Raw genomic sequence first — 20,135 nt, forward strand, 5'->3', positions numbered from 1 at the left:
GGTCCTACTTGATCAGCGTCTCCCACTTCGGGCTCAGCGCGATCGCCTTCAACTGCTCGACGGTCAGGGCGGGTTCCGCGCGCGTGGCGGGGGCCCGGTACCCGTCGGAGTTGAGGGCGGTGATCACGACCCGGAAGTCCTCGCGCGTGAGGGTGTCGACGGTCCACGCGACGACGCCGTCGCCGCCCTTCTCCGCGGCCTCCTGGGTGACCCCGACCAGACGGCCGTCGGGCAGGGTGGTGGCCCCGATGGAGTGGAGGTGGCCGGCGACGTCGTCCATGCCGGTCTGGACGTTGATCTCGACGAAGCCGATTCCCTTGCCGTCGTCGACGAGCAGGTGGAAGTAGCCGTAGTCGTCCTGGCTGCCCTCGTCCTTCACCTCCAGGCCCTTGGGGAGGAGGGAGCGCAGGGTGGCGCGGACGGCCTCGCCGGAGGGCGCGTCGGGCACGCTCGGCGGGGTGCTCGGCCGCACCGGATCGGGCAGCTTGGCGAGCAGCGGCTTCCAGGCGTCGGCCGTGACGAGGGCCTTGAGCTGGGCGAGGGTGAAGGGCGGGTTCTCCCGGCTGATCGGGGCGCCCTTCTCGGCGGCGGCGTTGTACTCGTTCACGTCGACGATGAAGCCGTCCTCGGTGAGCAGGGTCGCCCGCCAGTTCTTGGTCTCCTCGCGCCGGTCGGGGTACTCGTACCCCTGGAGGCGCATGAGCCGGCCGACGCCGGGGATCGTCTCGGTGGTGCACTCGACGTCGGGGGCGTGGGCCTCGTCGGGGCAGGCGACCATGCCTTCGCCCGCCTCGCCGGGGCCGAAGGAGCGGGAGAGGGAGACGGTGACGGCGGCCTTGCCGTTCCCGTCGTCGTACACGCCGAGGACGCCCTGGCCCAGCCCGTTCTCGTCGTCGAACGTCCACTGTCCGGCCGGGGTGTGGGCCTTGAGGACGGCTGCGGCCTCCTTGACCGGGATCCGCGCCATGTCCGGCAGCGGGCCGGTGGGTTCGGCGGCGGAGGTCGGCTCCCCCGCCACGGACGCGGTGTCCACCGCTCCGCCGGGAACGAAGAGCAGGCCGCCGTACACCCCGCCGACGCCCATGGCGACGAGCGCGAGGGCGCTGCCGGTGACCGCGAGCCTCCGGCGCATCAGGCGGCGCCGGCCGCGCCGGAGGCCGCCCTCGGCGAGCCCGCGCCGGTCGTCGGCGGCGAAGCCGTCGCCGGTGCGGCGCAGGACCGCGCCGAGCTCCTCCTCGAAGCCGTCGTGCGGGGGGTTCTCGTGCCGGGGGCCTTCGGTTCGGGACATGCGGGATCACCGTCTCGGGTTCGGGGCGGGAAGGGACGTGGGAGAGGGGGTGCGGGGTGGTGCGGGTCAGTGGACGGCGAACTCGGCGAGGCTGCCGCCGAGCCGTTCCCGCAGCTTGGCGAGGGCCCGTACGGACCGGGTGCGGACCGCCGCGGAGCTGACGTGCAGGGCCGCGGCGGTCTCCTCGATGCTGCGGTCCTCCCAGTAGCGCAGCACCACGACCGCCCGGTCCTTGGGCGCGAGCCCGGCGAGGGCGTCGAGGAGCGCGATCCGGAGCGCCGGGTCCGCGCCGGGGTCGGAGACGCGGTCCGGCAGCTCGCCGAGCGGGCGCTCGGTGGCCGAGCGGCGCCGCCGGTGGCTGAGGAAGGTGCGGACGAGCACGGTCTGGGCGTACGCGGCGGGGTTGCCGATCCGTGCCACGCGGCCCCACAGGGCGTACATCCGGCCCAGCGTCTCCTGGGTGAGGTCCTCGGCGAGGTGGGTGTCCCCGCCGGTCAGCAGGCACGCCGAACGGTAGAGGGGTCCCGAGCGGGCGGAGGCGAACTCCAGGAACTCGTTCGCGCGGGACTTTCTCATGCCCCTCCTCGTCTCGGTAGCGCCGTCTCGGTCACGTCGTGTGGTCGCCGTACACCCTCTTGACGCCGTGGGGGCGCGCCTATGTTTCAGATAAATCCGAAGAGATCTCCGCCCGGCGCATCCAAAGAAGCGGAATCGGGTAATCCGTAGATATGAACACTCTCAGCGCAGCAGAGAACCTGGCGGCTGGAGTCTGGCAGTCCGGTCTGGCACAGGTTCTCGGCGGACTCGTCGTCGTCGCCGTCCTCATCGGCGCGTTCATGTTCGGCATCCGCGTGCGGAACCGCGAGTCGGCACCGCCGAAGACCGAGGAGCATCCGCACCGCCCGGACGACGGTGCCCTGCCGGGCGAGGCGACCGAGTACCGGCAGGGGGCCGAGATGCCGCGGACGGACGCCGAGCACCGGCTCATGCCGTACCAGCTCAACCACTCCGGCACGGAGACCTCGCCCCAGCCGCCGGACGAGGAGAAGCGCAAGTGGGGCGGCATCTCCAGCGGCGGCTTCGGCAGCGGAGGCACCGGCCACGGCGACTGAACCGGCGACCTGACGGACGCGGGACCGCGATCCGGCGGCGGGGCACGCCCCCGCCGCCGGATCCGTCCGCCCGCGTACGGGCCGTATGCGGGGCCCGTACGCGGGTGGGCTCTGCGCGTGCGATGCGTGTACGGGCCGTGCGTGTACGGGTCTGCGTGCAGGGCCGCTCGTGTACGGGCCGTACGCCCAAGGCCGTCCGTGTGCGGGGCCTCCGCCCCATGGCCCCCTCGCCTACGGCCCGCCCGCGTACGGCGGTCCAGCCCGTACAGCGCGCGGCCGTTGCGGGCCGGGGAACCGTACGCATCAGACCCCTTAGGGGTCGGGCCCACCGTACGGGCCGGCCTCCCGGCGGGTCGGGCCCGCCCTGGGGGGCAGGCCCGTCGTGCAGGCCGAGTCCCCGTACGCGCCGGGCCCTCCAAGCCCCCCGCACCCACCCCCGGCCCCCCGGAAAGGCCTGAGTAGGATCGTTTCCGCTCATCACAGACCGGGGGGTTACGCGCATGGAACCGCTGCGCCACGACGACCCCCCGTGGATCGGGCCCCATGCCGTTCTCGTGCGGCTCGACGCCGACTTCGAGCGGGGGGTTTCCGCGCGCCGGTACGTCGCGCGGAGTGCCGACGGCGGCCGTACGTCGATCGTGCTGCTCCCGCTCCCCGGCGCCGACCCGGGCCGTTGGGCGGTCGAGGCGGAGGGGGCCCGGCGGGTCTCCGTGCCCGGGTTCCTGCCGGTCGTGGAGGTCGGTGGCACGGCCGAACTCCCCTGGTGCGCGGCGCCGTACGTCCCCGCGCTCCCGCTCCCCGCCGCCCTGCGCGCGCACGGCGGGCCCCTGCCCGAGGCGGCCGTACGGGCCCTGGGCGCCGCCCTCGCCCGGACGCTGGCCACCGCCCACGCCCACGGCGTGACGCACGCGGGCCTGTCCCCCTCCGCCGTCCTGCTCACCACCGACGGACCCCGCCTGAGCGGCTTCGGGGCGGTCCGGGCCGCCGGTCCCGACGGGGAGCGGCGCGACGGCCTGCCGGGCCTCGAACCCGGCTGCCTCGCCCCGGAACAGGCGTCCGGCGGACGCCCGCGCCCGCTGGGCGACGTGTACGCCCTGGGCGCGGTCCTCGCCCACGCGGCCACCGGCCACACCGTCCCCGAACGCGACGAACTCCCCGCGCCGCTCCGGGCCCTGATCACGTCCTGCCTCGCCCGCGACCCCGCCGCGCGCCCGCAGGCCCACCAGGTCCTCGCCCTGCTGGAACCGCCCGTCCACCGGGCCGCGCACCCCGCCACCGTCCTGGACGGCGCCCCCGCCCCCGGCCCCCTGCCCGCCCTCCTGGTCGCCGCGCTCGCGCGCCAGGGCGCAGGGGTCCTCGCGGCCGAGACGCCCTCCCCCGCAGCCGGATCCCCCCGCCCCACCGCCCTGGACTGACGGCCGATGCCCTCCCCCCTGACCCACGACGACCCGCACCTGCTCGGCACCCACCGCCTCCTCGCGCGCCTGGGCAGCGGCGGCATGGGCACGGTCTACCTCGCCCGCTCGGCCACCGGCCGCACGGTCGCCCTGAAGACCATGCACGCGCGCATCGCCACCGACCCCGGCTTCCGCACCCGCTTCCGCCTGGAGGTGGACGCGGCCCGCGTCATCGGCCCGGTCCACGGCGCCCGGGTCTTCGACGCCGACCCGGGCGCGGAAACCCCCTGGCTGGCCACCGAGTACGTCCTCGGTCCGCCCCTCGACGACGCCGTCGCGCTCGCGGGGCCGCTCCCCGAGCCCGCCGTGCGCGCCCTCGGGGCCCTGCTGTGCGCGGCCCTGGGCCAGCTGCATGCCTCGGACGTCGTCCACCGCGACCTCAAGCCCTCCAACATCATGGTCACGGCGGACGGCCCCAAGGTCATCGACTTCGGCATCGCCCGCGCGATCGGCGACGACCGCCTCACCCGCGCCGGAACCGCCGCCGGAACGCCCGCGTTCATGTCCCCGGAGCAGGCGACCGGACAGGAGCACACCCCGGCGGGCGACGTCTTCGCGCTCGCCGGAGTCCTGGTGTACGCCGCCACCGGCCGCGGCCCCTTCGGCACCGGGCAGCACGCCGACCTCCTCTACCGCGTCCGGTACGCCGACCCCGACCTCGCCGCGGTGCCCCCGGCCCTGCTCCCGGTCCTCGCCCGCTGCCTCGCCAAGGACCCCGCCGCACGGCCCTCCACCGCCGGGCTCGCCGCCCTCCTGGCCCCCGGGCCCGGCGCCTTCGCGAACCGCCTCCCCGAGCCGCTGCTCGCGGAGATCGCCCGCCGCACCGGCGCCGTCTGGCACGCCCCGCCCCCGCGCCTCCCGGCACCGCCGGAGCACGCCCTCGCGGAGACCCGCCCCGGCGGCGCCCCGGCCGGCCCCTCCCGCCGCGGCTTCCTGCTCCTCGGCGGGGGCTCCGTCCTCGGCGCGGCGGCGATCGGCGGCGGCGCCTGGGCCTGGACCCGGCCGGACGGTGCCCCGGCACCACGGCCGCCCGGCCCGAAGCAGCCCGAGTGGGACCTGTTCTGGCAGGTGCCGACCGCCTCCGTCACCCCCCTCCTCCCTCCGGCCCCGCTCGCCCTGGACGGCCTCGTCGTCGTGGGCGAGTACGGAGTGAAGGGGCTCGACCCCGTGACGGGGAAGCCCAAGTGGTCCGACCCCGACGTCTACTTCAGGTCCCGGCTCGCCCTGGGCGGCGGGAAGATCTACTCCGCCGGCAAGCCCCTCGCGAAGACCGATCCGCTCGCCGTCGCCACGGTCGACCCCGCCACCGGGACGACCGGTGCCCCCTTCGCGGAGATCGAGGACCTGAAGGCGGTCCTCGACGGGACCCAGCTGCTCTGCGCGACCGGCGACGCCGTGTACCTGGTCGGCGGCCGGGGCCCCCACACGCCCGGGAAGAGCGGCTTCCGGACGGGCCAGCAGTGGTTCCTCCTCGCCGTCGGCACCCGCTCGGGCCGGAAGCTCTGGCAGGTGCCGCTGCCCGCCCGGCCGGACGGGTCCGACCGCCCGCACTTCCTGTCCGCCCGCGTCTCCGGCGAGTACCTGGTCCTCGTCCAGCAGGCCGGGGACGGCGGGCTGCGCCTCGCCGTGCACGACGCCCGCACGGGCGGGGCCCTGTGGAACCGGCCGCTCGACGGCGACCGGCCCGCGTTCGACCGGGCCCACCTGGCCGTGGACGACCGGCACGTGTACCCGTCGGCGGGCGGGTTCGTCGCGCTCCGGCTCGCCGACGGGAAGCCGGCCTGGCGCCACGAGGGCAGTGCCCCGGGCGCGCGGTTCGGCCCGCCGGCCGTCGGGGAGGGCACGGTGTACGCCGTGGAGGAGGGCCGCGGCGCGGTCGCCCTCGACGCCGCCACCGGCAAGGTCCGGTGGGCCGAGAAGGGCCGCGCGGTCACGGGCGCGGACCTCGACGTGCCGCCCGTGGTCGGCCCCGCCCACCTGTACAGCAGGACCGCGACCGGACTCGTCGCCTCGGACCTGCGCACCGGCGCCGTGTCCCGGCCGTTCAAGGCCGCGCGGGCCCGGTACTTCGCCCACGTCCCCGCCGGGCGGCTCATCGCCGTCGGGGACGAGTACACCGCCGCGTACCCCCTCGTCCGAGCTCACGGAAAGCCACACCCGTCATGAAGCCCCTGGAATCCGGAGACCCGATCCGTCTGGGTCCGTACCGCGTCCTCGCCGTCCTCGGCGAAGGGGGCATGGGCAAGGTCTACGCCGGACAGGACGGCGAGGGGCGCGCGGCCGCCGTGAAGGTGCTGCACCCCCAGCTGACCCACGACGCCGACCTCGTACGGCGGTTCGTCCGCGAGGCGCAGATGGCCAGGGCCGTCACCAGTGGGGCGGTCGCCCGCGTCCTGGACGCGCGGACCGAGGGCGGACGCCCGTGGATCGCCACCGAGTTCCTGACCGGGCCGACGCTCGCGGACGCCGTCCGTTCCCACGGCCCCCTCGACGAGCCGACGGTACGGGCCCTGGCGGCGGCGCTCGCCGACGCGCTCCGGGACGTCCACGCCGCCGGACTCGTCCACCGCGACCTGAAGCCCGCGAACATCGTGCTCACCGGGACCGGCCCCCGGGTCATCGACTTCGGCATCGCCCGCCCCGAGCACGGCCTCACCCTCACCACCACCGGCCAGGTCCCCGTCACCCCCGGCTACGGCGCGCCCGAGCAGGTCCTCGGACAGCGCGTCGGCCCGCCGGCCGACGTCTTCTCGCTCGGCGCGGTCCTGGTGTTCGCGGCGACCGGACGGCACGCGTACGAGGGCGCGCACGTGGCCGCCGTGCAGTACGAGGTCGTCCACGGCGAGCCGCGCCTGGAGGACGTGCCGCCCGCCCTGCGGCCGCTGATCGCCCCCTGCCTCGCCAAGGACCCGGCGGCCCGGCCGCTGCCGGAGGGGATCGCCGCGCTCGCCGCCCCGCCCCGGGGCGCCGGGCGCGTCTGGCGGCAGGGGCCGATCGCGCGGGACATCACGGCCCGCGAGGACGGCCTGCACCGGCTGACCACCCTGCCGGGCGGGGTCGCGCCGCGCCCGGTCTCGCGCCGCCGCCTCCTCACCGGTCTCGCGGTCGGCGGGACCGTCCTCGTGGCCGGCGGCGGCACCGCCGCCTGGTGGGGCCTGCGGGGCGACCCGGACGGCCCCTTCGACGTCCCCCCGGCCGTACCGGCGCCGAAGGCCGGCCTCCTGGACCCGAAGAAGGGCGACTACGTCCTCGGCGAGCTCCCCGACCCGCTGTGGAGCGTCCCCGGCGCCGTCCCGGAGGGGACGCCCGCGCCGCTCCCCGTCGGGGACGTCGTCGTCACCGGGGCGCCGAAGGGCGGCATCGCGGCGCGCGGCGTCGTCGACGGCGCGCTCCGCTGGTCGGCTCCGGACACGGTGGCCCCCGGCCGCTACCTGTCGCTCTCCGACCGGCTCGTGGCCGCCGTCGGCCGGGACGGCTCCCTGGTCACCTTCGTCGCCTCGACCGGCGCGCCCAAGTGGACGGCGCCCGCGGCGGAGGCCGCCTCGCTGCTCGCCGCGGACGACGAGGCCGTCTACCTGATCACCACGGGCGGTCGGATACGGGCCGTCGGCCGGTCCGACGCCGAGGTCCGCTGGACCGCCGGGGTCGACGCGGACCTCGGCACGAAGGCCGCCACGCGCGGCCTCGCGGCGCAGGGCCGGCTGGTCCTCACGACGCCGGACGGGGCCGTCCTGGCCCTCGACGCGAAGACCGGCCGCACGGTCTGGGAGCTCCGCGGGCAGGCCGAGGGCACCCGGGCCAGAGTAGCCGTGTCGGGCCGTCTCCTGTGCGTCACCGGGACGTACCTCTCGGTCGTGGACGTCGTGGACGGCACGCGGGTGTGGCGGGCCGAGAACCCGAAGCCGCCGAAGGGCCAGGTGTTCTTCTGGGGCCCGCCGACCATCCACGGCGAGCACCTGTACGTGTCCGCCCTGCAGTTCCCCTTCCGCTACGACCTGCGGACCGGCAAGCCCTCCGACTGGGTCTACGCCGGGCTCGTCGAGTGCGACCCGCACAGTCCCCTCGTCGTCCAGGGCAACGGCTTCTGGTCGGTCGCCGTCGACAGGACCGAGGGCGGCGTCAACGTCCTCAGCCTCTCCCCGGAGAACGAGACGACCTGGGTGTTCCGGATCGTCAAGAACCCCACCGCGTACTGGATCACGGCCGACGCCGACCGCGTGTTCCTCCTGGACGGCACCACCCTCACGGCCCTCCCCGTCTTCTGACCCGCTCCGGCACCGGTGCCGCCGGTGCGGTCCAGGCGCAGGCGATCGGCACCGCGTCGCCGTCGTGGTCGTCGTGGTCGTCGTGGGGAGCGGACCAGTGGACGCCGTTCCAGGTGCCGGTCCGCGCGCCGAGGGGGACGGGGACGGTCCAGGGGCGGCCGGAGAGGCCCTTCCCCACGGCCTTCACACAGGCCTCCTGGACGGCGAAGACCCGGGCGAAGCCGGACCTGCGCGCCGCCTCGGGCAGGGCGGCCAGCACGTCGGCGTCCCCGGGCGCGCAGCAGAGCCGCAGCAGCCGGTCGCCGACGGCGGCCGGGACCTGCACGTCGACGCCGACGTCCCGGCCCAGGCCGACGGCCGCCGCGACCCAGCCCGAGGAGTGCGAGAGGCTCACCCCCGGGCCGGGCCGGCCGGGCAGGTACGGGCGGCCGCCCGGCAGCGCGCCGACCGGCCCGTCCCCGGCGTCCGCGCCGGTCTCCCGCAGCAGGAACCGCAGCAGCGTCCGCGAGGCCAGGTGCTCCGCCGCGCGCCACGGCGGCAGCCCCGCGGCGGTCGCCCGGTCCGCGGCGGCGACGGGCAGCGCGCCGAGCACCTCCGCGTTCCGGGCGGCCAGGTGGTGCACGCCGTCGACGGGCGTGCGGATCCGGCCGGACAAGGGCGTACGGGACCGGTCAGACGCGGTCCGGGACACGGCGCAGGGTGCGGATCGGGCGGGCGGCGAGCAGCGCGGTGGCGGTGAGGAAGGAGACCACGACGCCCACCACGAGGACCTCGTCGGTGCCGAACGCGTCGACGGCGGGCCCGGCGAGCGCGCTGCCGATCGGGTACATGCCGACGGAGCCCGCGACCTCGTAGGCGTGGACCCGGTTGAGGACCTCGCCCGGCACCTGGGTCTGCACGCTGGTGGCCCACATGACGCCCCAGACGCCGATCCCGGCGCCGACCAGGACCTGGGCGGCGATGAGCAGCCAGACCGGCCAGCCGAGCACGATGCCGAGCGGGTAGAGCGGGTACGCCATCATCGCCACGGCACCGGCGGCGAGCGGCCGCCGGGGCTTGTAGCGGATCGCGAGGAGCCCGCCGGCCACGGTTCCGGCGCCGAGGGCGGCGTTGATCAGGCCGAAGGCCCGCGCGCCGTGCTCGGGCACGATGACGCCGGCGGCCACCGACAGCTGCGGCCCCCAGGAGAGCACCGCGTAGAACATCCAGATCAGGATCACGCCCCACAGCCAGCTGCGGGAGCGGAACTCGTGCCAGCCGACGGCCAGGTTGCGCCACAGGCCCTCGCCGGCCGGCGGGGCGGGCACCACGCCGAGCCGGAGGGCGAACAGGCAGATCGCGCTGGTGCCGTAGGCGACGGCGGAGATCACCATGACCCAGCCGGTGGACCCGAAGCCGACCAGGGTGCCGGCCAGGGCCGGGCCGCCGAGGCCGGTGATCGCCTCGGAGGTGCGCAGCACGCCGTTGGCGCCCTGGACGTCCCGGGAGACCAGCGGGACGGTCGAGGAGGCGCCCGGCTGGAACAGGGCGTTGGCGGTGCCGGCGACCACGAGCAGCGCGTACAGCTGCCACAGGTGGTCGATGCCGTGGATGAAGAGGAGGGCGAGCAGGACGTGGGCGGTGAGGTTGGCCAGGTCCGCGATGATCATCATCCGGCGGGCGGTGAACCGGTCGGCGAGCACCCCGCCGAAGAGCACCAGACCGGCGAACGGCGCGACCAGGAAGGCCATCGAGTATCCGGCGGTGTCCAGGCCGTAGCCGCCGCTGAGCAGTCCGGCCGCGACCGCGACCGGCAGCATGGCCCAGCTGAGCAGGCCGGCGCTGCGGGCGACGAAGTAGTACCGGAAGTTGCGGGACCAGATCGCCGGCTCGTCCGGGGACGGTCCCGTCGCCCGCGCTCCCGGCGGCGGCCCTTCGCCGGACCCGTCCTTCACCGGCGGGGGCGCCGCCTCCACGGGTTCTGCCAAGCGTTCTTCCATGACCCTTCAGTCCTCCGGTTCGTCGGTCGCGGTGCGCGGTGCAGGGGTTCAGTGGCCTTCGGGGCCGGGCGGGGCGGCGAGCTCCGCCAGCGGGACGGGCTCCAGGCCGCGTTCGAGCAGGCCCTCGACGATCGCCGGGAGGGCCTCCACGGTCTGGCTCCGGTCCCCGGCGCCCTCGTGCATCAGCACCACCGAGCCGGGGCCGACGCCCTCCAGGACGGTCTTGGCGATCTGCTCGGGGCCCGGCCTCGACCAGTCGCGGGCGTCGACGTCCCACATCGTCAGGGTGGCCGGGTGCTCCTCCAGGGCGGCGAGGACCCCGGGGCTCAGCGCCCCGTACGGCGGCCGGAACCAGGCGGGGGCCTCGCCGGCCACCCGGTCCAGCTCCTCCGTCGTGCGGTCGATCTGCTCGCGCAGCTGCTCCGGCGTCAGGTCGAACAGGAAGGGGTGCGACCAGGAGTGGTTGCCGAGGCCGTGGCCGCCCGCGACGATCCGGCGGACCTCGTCGGGCAGCGCGGCGACGTGGTGGCCGACGCAGAAGAAGGTCGCCCGGGCCCCGTAGCGGTCCAGGATCTCCAGGACCTGCCGGGTGAAGACCGGGTCGGGGCCGTCGTCGAAGGTGAGCGCCACCTTCGGGACGTCCCGGCGGCCGTGCTCGAAGCAGCGCCCGGCCGCCGTCAGGGCCTTCTGGGCGGGTTCCCCGAGCCGTACGCCCTCGAAGTACTCCTCGGCGCGGCCGGTCAGGGTGCCGCCCTCGGCGGTCACCCGGGCGAGTTCGCCGGGGGCGGCCAGGGCGCGTTCCGCGAGTTGCCGGGCCGTGACGGACCCGAAGCGCGGCCGGGGCGGGAGGAGCCAGGGGTCCGCGCGGTAGACCTCCAGGCCGGCGGCCGTCATCGGGCCGTCGAGCAGGCCGTTGGTGCTGTCCAGGACCACGGCCGGGGCCGGGCCGCCGCCGAAGTCCCGCAGCCAGGCGATGAGTTCGGCGACCCGGGCGGCGCCCCAGTCGCGCGGCTCCGTGACGGCGCGTCCGGCGCCGTCCAGGACCTCGACCCGGTAGCCCGCGTCGGTCCAGGCGATCCCCGCGTACCTCTTCGTCACCGGTGTCATCAGTCCCCCAGCGCGATCGCCTCGGCGACGATCAGCCGCTCGACCCCGCGCAGGAACGTCTCCATGCCCGCGCGGTCGAGCACCGCCGGGTCGGCGGTCATGGCCAGGTCCAGGGCGCCCGGGGCGGTCAGCACGTCCACCGCCGCCGAGACGTTCCTGCGGGCCGGGAAATCCGTGGGCCAGCGCAGTTCGGTGCGGCCGATCAGCTCGCTCAGCGCGGCCTTCGGCCGCTCGACCCCGTCGAAGGGCCCGACGCCGGGGTCGCGGGTGTCGTTCCACCAGTACGAGTGGTCGGCCGCCTCGCCCTTCTCGACGAGGAGCGCCACCTCGCGGTCGAGCGCCCACTTGTCGTACGCGGCGTGGCGGAAGGCGCCGAAGGCGACGGACCGGGTCCGGCGGACCGCGTCCTCGAAGTCCCGGTCCGCGTCCGTGAGGCGGAACAGGGCCTCCTGCGCCACGGTGCTGACCGAGGCGGCGGCGGCCGGCTGGAAGCGGTTGCCCACCACGACCTGGAAGAGGACGTCGGCGCTCCCGGACATCCGGGCGAGCTGGTGGGAGGCCGCCCCGAGGAGCACGGCGGCGTCGCTGACCTCCAGCTCCGCCGCGACCCGCCCGACGGCGACCGCGAGGGCGGGCGAGCGCAGCAGCGCGTTGGGGAACCGGCGGTCCGGGTCGTCCGCGAGCTCCGGCGCCGCCGGCTCCCGGAAGATCCGCCGGGGGCCCGCTGTGAGCTGCTCGATCCAGTAGCGGCGGGCGGCCTCGTCGCGGCGGCGGCCGAGCGGCGAGGCCTGGACGTCGGCGGCCTCCAGGGGCTGGAGGGCGGGGCGCGACGCGCGCAGCGACACGGCGGTCTCCCCGGCCTGGACGGACTCCAGGTCGCGCAGGAGCCGGCCGAGGCCCCAGTAGTCCATGCCGGTGTGGGCCCCGGTCAGGACGAGCCGGTGGACCAGGCCGCCGGACTCGATCAGGCCGACCCTGAGGGGCCATTCCCGGGTGTGGTCGAAGGGGCGCCCGGCCAGCTCCCCCAGGAAGGCGGCGCCGTCCTCGGCGGAGCGTTCCGCCGGGCCCGTGCGGACCTCCACCGGGAGTGCGCCGCTGCCGTCCACGACCTGTTCGAGTCCGTCCTCGCCGTCCGGCAGGAAGCGGGTGTGCAGGCTGTCGTGGAGCAGCAGCAGCTCCGTCAGGTCCGCGAGCACGCGGTCCACCGGGCGGGGCGGGGAGACGGGGAGGTGGACCGGCAGGTTGTACCGGGGGGCGTCGTCGCCGAGCCGGGTGACGACGCCCCAGATGGCCCGCTGGCCCCAGGTCGCCGGGCCTCTCCCGGCCCGTGCGGAGTCCAGCCTGATGGTCCGCTCCTCAGCCGTGGTCATGGTGTTCCAGCCTTCCCTTCGGGTGCCTCGTCGGGTGTGTGTCGGAGCCGCTGCCGGAGCCGCTGTCGCTGTCGCTGTCGCTGTCGAAACCGTCTGCCGGAGCCGGAGTTGCCGTGGGAACCGTCCGCCGGAGCCGGAGCCGGTCGTCGGGGCCGTCCCCCGGAGCCCGGGCGGGCCGTCGTGCCCCCGGGTGGGGAGGGAGCGCGACGGCCCGCCGGGCGGCCGGGGTCACCCCTCGCCGACGGCGAAGAGCGCCACGTGGGTGCGGCCGGAGCGCGGGTCCGTGTCGCACAGCACGATCCGCCGGTGGTCCCGCGCCCACTCCCGCCAGTGGTCGGCGAGGTCCAGCCAGACGCTGGTGCAGTAGCCGCCCGGGGCCACCCGGTGCACCGGCCCGCCGTGCCCGGGAGCGTCCCCGTCGACCCAGGGGCCGAGGACGAGGAGCGTGTCGTCCCCGCCGGCCTCCCGGCCCAGCGCGTCCGCCGCCGAGCCGGCCGAGTGCGCCCGGACGAACCGGAGACCGTCCCCGCCGTCCTCCCCGGTCCCGAGGACCAGGGCGGCGGCCGAGTCGGTCAGCGGGGTGTCCCGTACCAGCGGGAAGGGCGTCGGCAGGGTGGTCTGTTCGAGCACCGCGAGCACCACCTCCGTCGCCCGTCCCGCCTTCTCGTACGCCGAGGCGATCCGCAGCGCGGTGAAGGGCGCGGCCAGGCCCTGCTGGGCGATGGCGAAGTTGGCCGCCCGGCCGCCGAGGCGGTCGGTCAGATAGGGCGCGACGGCGGTGAACGGCACCACGTCCGGGAGGGCGTGGGTGACGATCAGGAGGTCGGGCCTGCTGCCGCCGACGCCCTCGTCGGCGACGAGCAGGTCCGCCAGGTCCCGGTGCCGGACGTGCGGGCCGCCGTCGAACAGCTCCTCGTCCGGCTTCTCCCCGAAGGGGGCGAGCAGGTCGCGGAAGTAGCCGAGCGCGGCCGCCCGGTCGTCCGGTTCCCGGGCCCCGGGCGCGCGGACCGAGGCTCCGGCCCGGACGGCGAGTCCGCTCATGACGTCCCCTCCTCTTCGCGGAGGGCGGCCTCGACGTAGTCGGCGAAGGAGCCCACGGTCCGCAGGTGGTCGATGTCGAGGGCCTCCGGGTCGACGGAGATCCCGGTCGCCTCCTCGACGGTCATGAGGAGCCCCAGGACCGCGAGGGAGGTGAGCTGGAGCTCGTCGAAGAGCGCGGTCTCCTCCGTGAGGCCGGTGACCGGCCGCTCCAGGACCTCGCCGAGCGCCTTCTCGATGGTGAGGATCAGTTCCTGACGGCTCATCGGGGACCTCCTGCCGCCCGGTGGGTGATCACCATGGCGCCGAAGGTGGCGCCCAGGCCGACGGAGACGAGGAGGTAGGGGGCGCCGTCCACCAGGCGGCCCTCGTCGCGCAGGGTGGTGTAGTTGACGAAGACGTCGGAGGCGAAGGTGTGGCTGTAGCGGGGGACGTTCTCCAGGAAGACCTTCTCCGGCTCCACCCCCAGCTCCTTGATGGTCTGCCGCCAGGCCAGCTTGTTGACGTTGTGCGGGATCACCAGCTCGATGTCGTCGAGCGTCAGCCCGGCCTCCTCCACGGCCTGGTGGATGACCTCGGCGATCCGGCTGCCGTACTGCTCCCCGAACTCGGTGTTCTGCTCGGGGGTCAGCTCCAGCCACTGGGCGTACTCGCCCAGGGTCCGGGTGGCGAAGGACCGGACCACGTCCCCCTCGCCGTCCAGGGTGATCAGGCAGGAGGCGGCGGCGTCGGCCATGATCGAGGTGTTGGGCACGTGCTGGACGATCGGCGAGTACGCCTGCTCGCCGGTGACCATGAGGGCGTACGCGCCCTCGCCGCCCTCCGCGCGGAGGAGCTGTCCGAGCACCTCGATGGCGCCGAGGCTGCTGACGCAGGCCTGGTGGCTGAGGCCGAAGGCCTCGGTGTCGGCGAGCCCGAGGTCGTCGCCGACCAGCCGCGCCACGTCCACGTCGGCGGGGGCGACCGCCTGGGTGACGTGGGCGTAGGCCAGGTAGTCCACCCGGCCGCCCTCGGGGAGGGCGGCCAGGGCGCCGCGCGCGGCGGGCCGCAGCAGGTCGAGCAGCGGCAGCTCGGGGTCGTAACGGAGCCGGTCCAGGCCGTAGAACTTGCGGAACACGCCGAGCTGCGCCCGGTGCAGTCCGAGCCGCTCGCCCAGCTCCTCGATCCGCACGCTGCGCTCGGGCAGGTGCGACTCGATCCGCTCCAGGGTGATCCGGCGCTCGGTGGTCGACCGGCCCATCAGGACTTCACGACCTCGGCGCGGATCAGCCACAGCCGGTTGGCGCCCCGGCGGTCCCTCGGCTGGACGTCGTACGGCCAGCGTCCCTCGCCGGCGCCGGGCTGGCCCGGCTCGCGCAGGTCGGTGGTCTTCCAGCCGTTCGCGGTCAGGAACTCCTCGGGCTCGTCGGAGCCGAAGATCCACGGCGTGCCGTCGGCGGCGAGGGTGTCCAGGAAGCGCTTGGAGAACGGGCTGCGCAGCAGGGCGCGGCCGAGGATGTCGAAGGCCAGGTGGCTGCCGGGGGCCGAGGCGGAGGCGAGCAGCCGGAGCAGTCCGGCGGCCTGCTCCTCGGTGAGGAAGAAGGTCAGCGCCTCGGCGACCCACAGGGTGGGCCGGTCGCGGTCGAAGCCGGCGGCCTCCAGGGCGGGCAGCCACTCCTGGGTGAGGTCGGCGGAGACCTCGCGCCGGTCGACGCGCGGCTCGGCCCCGAGGGCCTGGAGCCGGCGGCGCTTCTCGGCGATCAGGAGGGCGTGGTCGACCTCGTAGAGCTCGGTGCCGTCCGGCCAGTCGAGCCGGAACGCGCGGGTGTCCATGCCGGCCGCGATCAGCACGACCTGCTGGATCCCGCTCTCGGCGAGGACGTCCTTGATGGCGTCGTCCAGGAAGCGGGTGCGGATGGAGATGAAGGGCAGCAGACCGCCGCCGGCATAGCGCTCGATCAGCTCGAAGCCCCGGGGCGCGGCCAGTTCGCGGGCGAACGGGTCGACGAACAGCGCGTCCTCGCGCTCGGACTCCTCGGCGCGGGCCGCGGCCATCCACTGTGCGGTGTACGAGACAGCGTCCATGGTGAAGACCCCTCCTGGGGATCAGGCGAAGAACGCCTTCTCGATGGTGGCGAGGGTCTGGAAGTCCTCGATGTCGATGTTGTCGAAGTCGATCTCGACGCCCGCGGCGTCCTCGATGGTGTAGACGAGCTCGACGAAGGCGAGCGAGTCGACGAGGCGGCTCTCGATGAGGTCGACGTCGGAGGCGAGCTCGGTGCGCTCGGGGTGACGGCCGAGGATCCAGTCCCGGACCTTGTCGATACCTGCGGAACTCATGGCATTCCCTTCAGAGTCACTGATCCAGCGGAACGGGTCGGTCTTGTACGGAGGTGGTGGTGGCCGCGACGGCGATCGCGAAGCCGGCGTCGTGGCTGATGCTCACGTCGATCGGGCCGACCCCGGCGGTACGGGCCAGCTCGGCCGCCCGGCCGGAGAGCCGGACCCCGGGCCGGCCGCCGGGGCCGCGCAGGACCTCGATGCCCTGCCAGGGGACGGGCTTCCCGACCGAGCCGAGCAGCTTGAAGACGGCCTCCTTGGCGGCGAGCCGCCCGGCGATCCCCGACGGGTCGGGCGCGCCGTCGGGCGTCCGGGAGACGGCCAGCTCCTCGACGGAGAGGAAGCGCCGGAGGAGCGGCGCGGCGCCGGGTTCCGTGCCGGAGCCGGTGCCGGAGTCGGGTTCCGTGCCGGAGCCGTAGTCGGTGCCCGGCACGGGGCCGAGGAGGTCGCGTACACGGGAGAGGGGGACGAGGTCGACGCCGATCAAGGTCCGGGTCACGGCACTCGGGCGGCGGTACCCGCGGAGGCGCCCGCGGCGGCGGTGCTCGTGGTGGCCGCGCTCGTGGAAACCTCGGCGGCAGCCGCCCGCACCGCGTCGAGCGCCGCGTCCAGGTCCTCCTCGAAGTGTTCGGTCAGGACGGCGAGCCAGCGCTCCAGGCCGAAGGCCACGCAGGAGGTGTAGGCGTGCTCGCCGGACTCCAGACGGATCCCGCAGCGCTCGCCGAAGAAGTTGCGGTGGGTGTTGACCGAGGCGATCGCCAGGTCGCCGTACTGGAACTCGTACTTGACCGGGCTGAGCTTCTGCATCAGCGCGCGGCCGTTGTCGTTGCGGAAGAACGGGTCGCCGGCCGCCTCCCTGCCCAGCTCGATCCCGAGCGCGGCGGCGAAGGCCTGGATCCGCCCGGTGAAGCGGGCCAGTACGTGCTGGGTGTGCTCGAAGCCGCCGAGCGCGACGACCTCGCGCATCTGGAAGCTGGCGAGGCGGCGCAGCCCGCCGTAGTGGTCCTCGTTGCGGAAGCAGCGGTTGACCAGGGTCACCAGGGTGTCGTCGGCGACCTGCCCGCCCTCGTGGAAGAGGTACGCGCCGTAGCAGGTGGCGTGCGGGAGGCCGTACCGCGCCTCGGTGACCGCGCCGGGCCCGAACTTCCCCTCCACCGGCTTGAACCGGTCGTCGGTCAGGTCGAGCGAGCCGGCCACCCAGGCGAGGTGGGGGAAGTTGGTGTAGACGTCGAACTTCTCCAGGTCGGTCACCGGGAAGAGCGGCGGGGCGCTGATCTCCTCGGCGCCGTCCGCGAGCCCCCAGCCGGTGAAGACCCCGTCGAGTTCCCTGACGAGCCGGGTGGCCCCGGGCCCGAGGATGGCGAGGGCGGGCACGCCGTCGCTCCCGGTCAGCCGGTTCATCGGACGATCCCCGTCTTCTCCAGGTACTTGGCGGTCTTGCGGAAGGTGCGCAGCTCGGCCTCGGCGCGGGCCGGGGACTCCAGGAGGGAGCGGCGCAGCTCGTGCGGGCGCTCCAGGCCGGCGTCGCGGTAGACCTGGGGGTGGTAGAGCGATTCGAAGCTGTGCTTCATGTAGCGGCGCAGATAGGTGGAGACCTCGTCGAGCTCCTGCTCGGTGGCGGTCTGCTTGAGGTCGAGGTAGAGCAGGTTGACCAGTTCGCGGCCGAAGGCGATGTGCCGGGACTCGTCCTGGTGGTGGATCCGGTTGATGCCGCGGATCGTCTCGTGCAGCCGCTCGTCCTCGGCCATCGCCGAGTTGAAGTGGTCGACCAGCTCCTCGAAGATCAGGATGCGGGCGAAGACCAGCAGGCTCTGGATCTTGTCCGAGGGGACGGCCGCCTCCGCGCCGCCGGCCGGCTGCCGGTAGATCTTCCCGCCGTAGCGGAGGCAGAATTCGGCGAAGAACCACATGTGCTCGTTCTCCTCACCGATGAAGTGGTGGAAGAACTCCGACGGCGTTTCGAAACCGGCGGTGTGGATCCGGTTGACCACCTCGATGAGGAGTTCCCGGATGCCGTGCACATTGAGGCTGTAGAAATTGATGCTCTCGTGCTTGGAAAGCGCGTGGAGCTGCTGCGGAGTGAGCTTCTCGGCCCATTCCGTGCCGTATGTGGTGGTGAGTTCGGGGCTCATCCACCACATGTCCTCGGGGAGCCGGTCCGGCCACTCGAACAGCCGGTACGGGTTGTAGTAGTCGTCGATCGACTTGGTGGCGAGCCGGTCCAGAATTCCCCGGAACCGGTCGTTCCGGTCGATCACGTCGCTGACCATCGCGCGATGTCTCCGTTCGCTTCGAGGGCTCTTCGCCGATTCCAGACTGGGCCCCGGGGAGGGGGTCCATCAATGCCCGGAACCGGCTGCCGAATTCGGTCAGTGGGAGTTCGGCGGACGAAGCCCCGGAAACGCGGTCAACGGGCGGGGAGAGCCCTCAGGAGGCGGGGGAGGCGCCTCCGGAGGGCGGGAAGGCGCCGTCAGGAGGCGGGGAAGCGCCGTCCCCCCGCCGCGCGTCGAGTTCCGCGCGCAGGGCGGCGTTCTCCTCCTCCAGGCGCGCCATGCGGGCGCGGACCGGCGCCAGGGCGTCGGAGAGCTCCTCCTGGCTGAAGCGGGGGGTGATGTGGTTGGGGCAGTTCCAGGCGTAGCCCTCGACCCGGATCGTGACGAGCTGCTCGACCGTCCCCTCGGTACGGGTCGAGTCCAGGCGCTCGGCGAGCGCGGGGTCCTTCTCCACCGGTACGACGGTGGCCCGGCCGAACAGCTTGAGGCGGGTCCGGCGGGCGTGGTCGATGAAGAAGAGCGCGACCCGGTCGTCGCCCCGCACGTTGCCGGTGGTGATGTACTGCCGGTTGCCCCGGACGTCCAGGTAGCCGAGGGTGTACGGGTCCAGGACGTGGACGAACCCCGGCGGGCCGCCCCGAAACTGGATGTACGGCCAGCCGCTCTCGCTCACGCTGGAGAACAGGAAGCCGTCCAGGCCCCGGATGAAGTCGGCGGCGTCCCCGGTGAGCGGGTCGGGCCCGCCGTCCGGCTCCCGCAGGCGCCGGCCGGCCGCCGTGGCGCTGCCCATCTCCTCCTGGGCCCTGCGCACGGACGGGGTGTACGCGATGTGGTCGTAGCGGCTCACGCGGCGCTCCCCAGGGCCAGGTCGACCAGGCCGGCCCGAGCGGCGAGGACGCCGGCCTGGAAGCGGCTGCCGGCCGACAGCTCCTGCATGATCGCGGCCACGTGGCGGCGCAGGGTCCGCTCGGACATGCCCACCCGGCGCGCGATGGCCTCGTCCTTGGCGCCGGAGGCGAGCAGGTCGAGGAGGGTCGCCTTCAGGTCCCCCATCGTCCCGGCGTAACCGGCCGCCCCGGAGTCGAAGTCGAACGCGGACTCCCAGACGCGGGCGTGCTGTCCGGCCAGGAAGGCCGCGACCGCGCCGTCGTAGACGACGGCGATGGCGTCGCCCTCGCCGGCCGGGATGAAGGCCGTCTTCCGGTCGAAGACCAGGAAGCGGTCGCGGACCTCCTTGGTGGTGCGCACCTGCCCTCCGGCGGGCAGGACCTCGCCGAGGTGGGCGCGGGTGTCGGAGTCGCCGCGGGCGGTGTGGGGGTAGAGGATCCGGCCCTGCGCGCCGCGCCGCAGCACGTCGAGGACCAGGGGGCGGGCGAGGCGCAGTTCGGGGGTCTCGCGGGCGACGCAGGGCTGCATCACCAGGACCTCGGTGGTGCAGGCCTGGGCGGCTTCGAGGAGGCGGAGCTCGATCTCCTCCCGGTCGTCGGTGATCACCACGGCCTCGGCGCGGGCCCTGGACTGCTTCTCGAAGGCGGCGACGAAGGAGCTGAGCTGTCCCTTGAACCCGGCGAGGCGGCGGCGTCCGTCGAGGATCTCCCGCTCCAGGGGGACCAGGAGTTCCATCTGGGCGGCCTCGGGGCTGACCGCGACGAGCCGGCCCGTGCCGCCCCCGGCGGGCTTGACCAGGCGCAGTTCGCGCAGCACCGCGACCGCCTGCTCGGCCCGCCGGTGTGGGACGCCCAGCTCCTCGGCGATCCCGGCCGGGGCAAAATCGGCGCGCCCGAGGACGCACTCGTAGAACGTGACCACGAACTCGTCCACCTGGGCCGCCCTCCGGCCTTCCTGACGGGGGGGCTGTGTCGCGGTTTCCATCGTCACCTCGTTCTGATCGCGCGGATGTGGTCGGCAGGGGGAACGGTGTGGGAAC

The 20,135-nt window shown here is 74.7% G+C and carries 20 protein-coding genes; 4 read left to right on the plus strand and 16 right to left on the minus strand.

Going from position 1 to position 20,135, the window contains the following annotated elements; translation table 11 throughout:
• Positions 1-4: 4 nt before the first annotated feature.
• Complete coding sequence (locus tag ACIQD7_RS28525; protein ID WP_402445298.1) at positions 5-1,288, minus strand: hypothetical protein; 1,284 nt, start codon at positions 1,286-1,288, stop codon at positions 5-7.
• A 66-nt stretch (positions 1,289-1,354) separates the two neighbouring features.
• Entirely contained in the window at positions 1,355-1,864 is a 510-nt protein-coding gene (locus tag ACIQD7_RS28530; protein WP_402445300.1) for a SigE family RNA polymerase sigma factor, read from the minus strand.
• Positions 1,865-2,016: 152 nt separating this feature from the next.
• On the opposite strand from ACIQD7_RS28530, the gene ACIQD7_RS28535 reads away from it, so the two are divergent.
• From ACIQD7_RS28535 to ACIQD7_RS28550, 4 genes are all read left to right on the plus strand, one after another.
• Positions 2,017-2,400 carry a DUF6479 family protein gene (locus ACIQD7_RS28535; protein ID WP_402445302.1) on the plus strand — a complete coding sequence of 128 codons (384 nt, stop codon included), beginning with the start codon at positions 2,017-2,019 and terminating at the stop codon, positions 2,398-2,400.
• A 500-nt stretch (positions 2,401-2,900) separates the two neighbouring features.
• Positions 2,901-3,815, plus strand: coding sequence for a serine/threonine protein kinase (locus tag ACIQD7_RS28540; protein ID WP_402445304.1), 915 nt, complete (start codon positions 2,901-2,903; stop codon positions 3,813-3,815).
• Positions 3,816-3,821: 6 nt separating this feature from the next.
• Positions 3,822-6,023 (plus strand): PQQ-binding-like beta-propeller repeat protein, encoded by a 2,202-nt coding sequence (locus tag ACIQD7_RS28545; protein ID WP_402445306.1) that lies wholly within the window; start codon positions 3,822-3,824, stop codon positions 6,021-6,023.
• Entirely contained in the window at positions 6,020-8,122 is a 2,103-nt protein-coding gene (locus ACIQD7_RS28550; RefSeq protein ID WP_402445308.1) for a protein kinase, read from the plus strand. Before ACIQD7_RS28545 ends, ACIQD7_RS28550 begins: the two co-directional genes overlap by 4 nt.
• On the opposite strand, the gene ACIQD7_RS28555 is transcribed toward ACIQD7_RS28550, so the two are convergent.
• The 14 genes from ACIQD7_RS28555 to ACIQD7_RS28620 all read right to left on the minus strand — a co-directional run bounded on the left by ACIQD7_RS28555 (position 8,100) and on the right by ACIQD7_RS28620 (position 20,080).
• Entirely contained in the window at positions 8,100-8,777 is a 678-nt protein-coding gene (locus ACIQD7_RS28555) for a 4'-phosphopantetheinyl transferase family protein (protein WP_402445310.1), read from the minus strand. The two genes, ACIQD7_RS28550 and ACIQD7_RS28555, sit on opposite strands and share 23 nt — an antisense overlap.
• Positions 8,778-8,793: 16 nt before the next feature.
• Positions 8,794-10,101, minus strand: coding sequence for an MFS transporter (locus ACIQD7_RS28560; RefSeq protein WP_402445311.1), 1,308 nt, complete (start codon positions 10,099-10,101; stop codon positions 8,794-8,796).
• A 48-nt stretch (positions 10,102-10,149) separates the two neighbouring features.
• Positions 10,150-11,199, minus strand: coding sequence for a polysaccharide deacetylase family protein (locus ACIQD7_RS28565; protein ID WP_401504957.1), 1,050 nt, complete (start codon positions 11,197-11,199; stop codon positions 10,150-10,152).
• An 8-nt stretch (positions 11,200-11,207) separates the two neighbouring features.
• Entirely contained in the window at positions 11,208-12,578 is a 1,371-nt protein-coding gene (locus tag ACIQD7_RS28570; protein ID WP_402445313.1) for a condensation domain-containing protein, read from the minus strand.
• A 228-nt stretch (positions 12,579-12,806) separates the two neighbouring features.
• Positions 12,807-13,619: a hypothetical protein gene (locus tag ACIQD7_RS28575; RefSeq protein WP_402445315.1), complete on the minus strand. Its 813-nt coding sequence runs from the start codon at positions 13,617-13,619 to the stop codon at positions 12,807-12,809.
• Positions 13,616-13,882 (minus strand): acyl carrier protein, encoded by a 267-nt coding sequence (locus ACIQD7_RS28580; RefSeq protein ID WP_121830528.1) that lies wholly within the window; start codon positions 13,880-13,882, stop codon positions 13,616-13,618. The genes ACIQD7_RS28575 and ACIQD7_RS28580 overlap by 4 nt, the downstream gene beginning before the upstream one ends.
• Complete coding sequence (locus tag ACIQD7_RS28585; RefSeq protein ID WP_121830529.1) at positions 13,879-14,856, minus strand: 3-oxoacyl-[acyl-carrier-protein] synthase III C-terminal domain-containing protein; 978 nt, start codon at positions 14,854-14,856, stop codon at positions 13,879-13,881. The genes ACIQD7_RS28580 and ACIQD7_RS28585 overlap by 4 nt, the downstream gene beginning before the upstream one ends.
• Entirely contained in the window at positions 14,856-15,680 is an 825-nt protein-coding gene (locus tag ACIQD7_RS28590; RefSeq protein ID WP_121830530.1) for an SAM-dependent methyltransferase, read from the minus strand. The genes ACIQD7_RS28585 and ACIQD7_RS28590 overlap by 1 nt, the downstream gene beginning before the upstream one ends.
• A gap of 21 nt (positions 15,681-15,701) precedes the next feature.
• Positions 15,702-15,935 (minus strand): phosphopantetheine-binding protein, encoded by a 234-nt coding sequence (locus ACIQD7_RS28595; RefSeq protein ID WP_030219305.1) that lies wholly within the window; start codon positions 15,933-15,935, stop codon positions 15,702-15,704.
• Between the two features lie 16 nt (positions 15,936-15,951).
• Entirely contained in the window at positions 15,952-16,434 is a 483-nt protein-coding gene (locus ACIQD7_RS28600; RefSeq protein WP_402445318.1) for a holo-ACP synthase, read from the minus strand.
• Positions 16,431-17,336, minus strand: a complete 906-nt coding sequence (locus ACIQD7_RS28605) for a hypothetical protein (RefSeq protein WP_402445320.1) — start codon at positions 17,334-17,336, stop codon at positions 16,431-16,433. The genes ACIQD7_RS28600 and ACIQD7_RS28605 overlap by 4 nt, the downstream gene beginning before the upstream one ends.
• Positions 17,333-18,205, minus strand: a complete 873-nt coding sequence (locus ACIQD7_RS28610; RefSeq protein ID WP_121830532.1) for a diiron oxygenase — start codon at positions 18,203-18,205, stop codon at positions 17,333-17,335. Before ACIQD7_RS28610 ends, ACIQD7_RS28605 begins: the two co-directional genes overlap by 4 nt.
• A gap of 157 nt (positions 18,206-18,362) precedes the next feature.
• Positions 18,363-19,055 carry a pyridoxamine 5'-phosphate oxidase family protein gene (locus ACIQD7_RS28615; protein ID WP_402445322.1) on the minus strand — a complete coding sequence of 231 codons (693 nt, stop codon included), beginning with the start codon at positions 19,053-19,055 and terminating at the stop codon, positions 18,363-18,365.
• On the minus strand, positions 19,052-20,080 hold the full coding sequence (locus tag ACIQD7_RS28620; RefSeq protein ID WP_402445324.1) for a LuxR C-terminal-related transcriptional regulator: 1,029 nt from the start codon (positions 20,078-20,080) through the stop codon (positions 19,052-19,054). Before ACIQD7_RS28620 ends, ACIQD7_RS28615 begins: the two co-directional genes overlap by 4 nt.
• Positions 20,081-20,135: the final 55 nt, after the last annotated feature.

The organism is Streptomyces sp. NPDC093071 (assembly GCF_044754545.1).
Lineage (GTDB): Bacteria > Actinomycetota > Actinomycetes > Streptomycetales > Streptomycetaceae > Streptomyces.

Excerpts from the sequence above, each read along its gene's own strand:
- ACIQD7_RS28525 (WP_402445298.1), bottom strand. The coding sequence starts at position 1,288 with ATGTCCCGAACCGAAGGCCCCCGGCACGAGAACCCCCCGCACGACGGC.
- ACIQD7_RS28530 (WP_402445300.1), bottom strand. The coding sequence starts at position 1,864 with ATGAGAAAGTCCCGCGCGAACGAGTTCCTGGAGTTCGCCTCCGCCCGC.
- ACIQD7_RS28535 (WP_402445302.1), top strand. The coding sequence starts at position 2,017 with ATGAACACTCTCAGCGCAGCAGAGAACCTGGCGGCTGGAGTCTGGCAG.
- ACIQD7_RS28540 (WP_402445304.1), top strand. The coding sequence starts at position 2,901 with ATGGAACCGCTGCGCCACGACGACCCCCCGTGGATCGGGCCCCATGCC.
- ACIQD7_RS28545 (WP_402445306.1), top strand. The coding sequence starts at position 3,822 with ATGCCCTCCCCCCTGACCCACGACGACCCGCACCTGCTCGGCACCCAC.
- ACIQD7_RS28550 (WP_402445308.1), top strand. The coding sequence starts at position 6,020 with ATGAAGCCCCTGGAATCCGGAGACCCGATCCGTCTGGGTCCGTACCGC.
- ACIQD7_RS28560 (WP_402445311.1), bottom strand. The coding sequence starts at position 10,101 with ATGGAAGAACGCTTGGCAGAACCCGTGGAGGCGGCGCCCCCGCCGGTG.
- ACIQD7_RS28570 (WP_402445313.1), bottom strand. The coding sequence starts at position 12,578 with ATGACCACGGCTGAGGAGCGGACCATCAGGCTGGACTCCGCACGGGCC.
- ACIQD7_RS28575 (WP_402445315.1), bottom strand. The coding sequence starts at position 13,619 with ATGAGCGGACTCGCCGTCCGGGCCGGAGCCTCGGTCCGCGCGCCCGGG.
- ACIQD7_RS28580 (WP_121830528.1), bottom strand. The coding sequence starts at position 13,882 with ATGAGCCGTCAGGAACTGATCCTCACCATCGAGAAGGCGCTCGGCGAG.
- ACIQD7_RS28585 (WP_121830529.1), bottom strand. The coding sequence starts at position 14,856 with ATGGGCCGGTCGACCACCGAGCGCCGGATCACCCTGGAGCGGATCGAG.
- ACIQD7_RS28590 (WP_121830530.1), bottom strand. The coding sequence starts at position 15,680 with ATGGACGCTGTCTCGTACACCGCACAGTGGATGGCCGCGGCCCGCGCC.
- ACIQD7_RS28595 (WP_030219305.1), bottom strand. The coding sequence starts at position 15,935 with ATGAGTTCCGCAGGTATCGACAAGGTCCGGGACTGGATCCTCGGCCGT.
- ACIQD7_RS28605 (WP_402445320.1), bottom strand. The coding sequence starts at position 17,336 with ATGAACCGGCTGACCGGGAGCGACGGCGTGCCCGCCCTCGCCATCCTC.
- ACIQD7_RS28610 (WP_121830532.1), bottom strand. The coding sequence starts at position 18,205 with ATGGTCAGCGACGTGATCGACCGGAACGACCGGTTCCGGGGAATTCTG.
- ACIQD7_RS28620 (WP_402445324.1), bottom strand. The coding sequence starts at position 20,080 with ATGGAAACCGCGACACAGCCCCCCCGTCAGGAAGGCCGGAGGGCGGCC.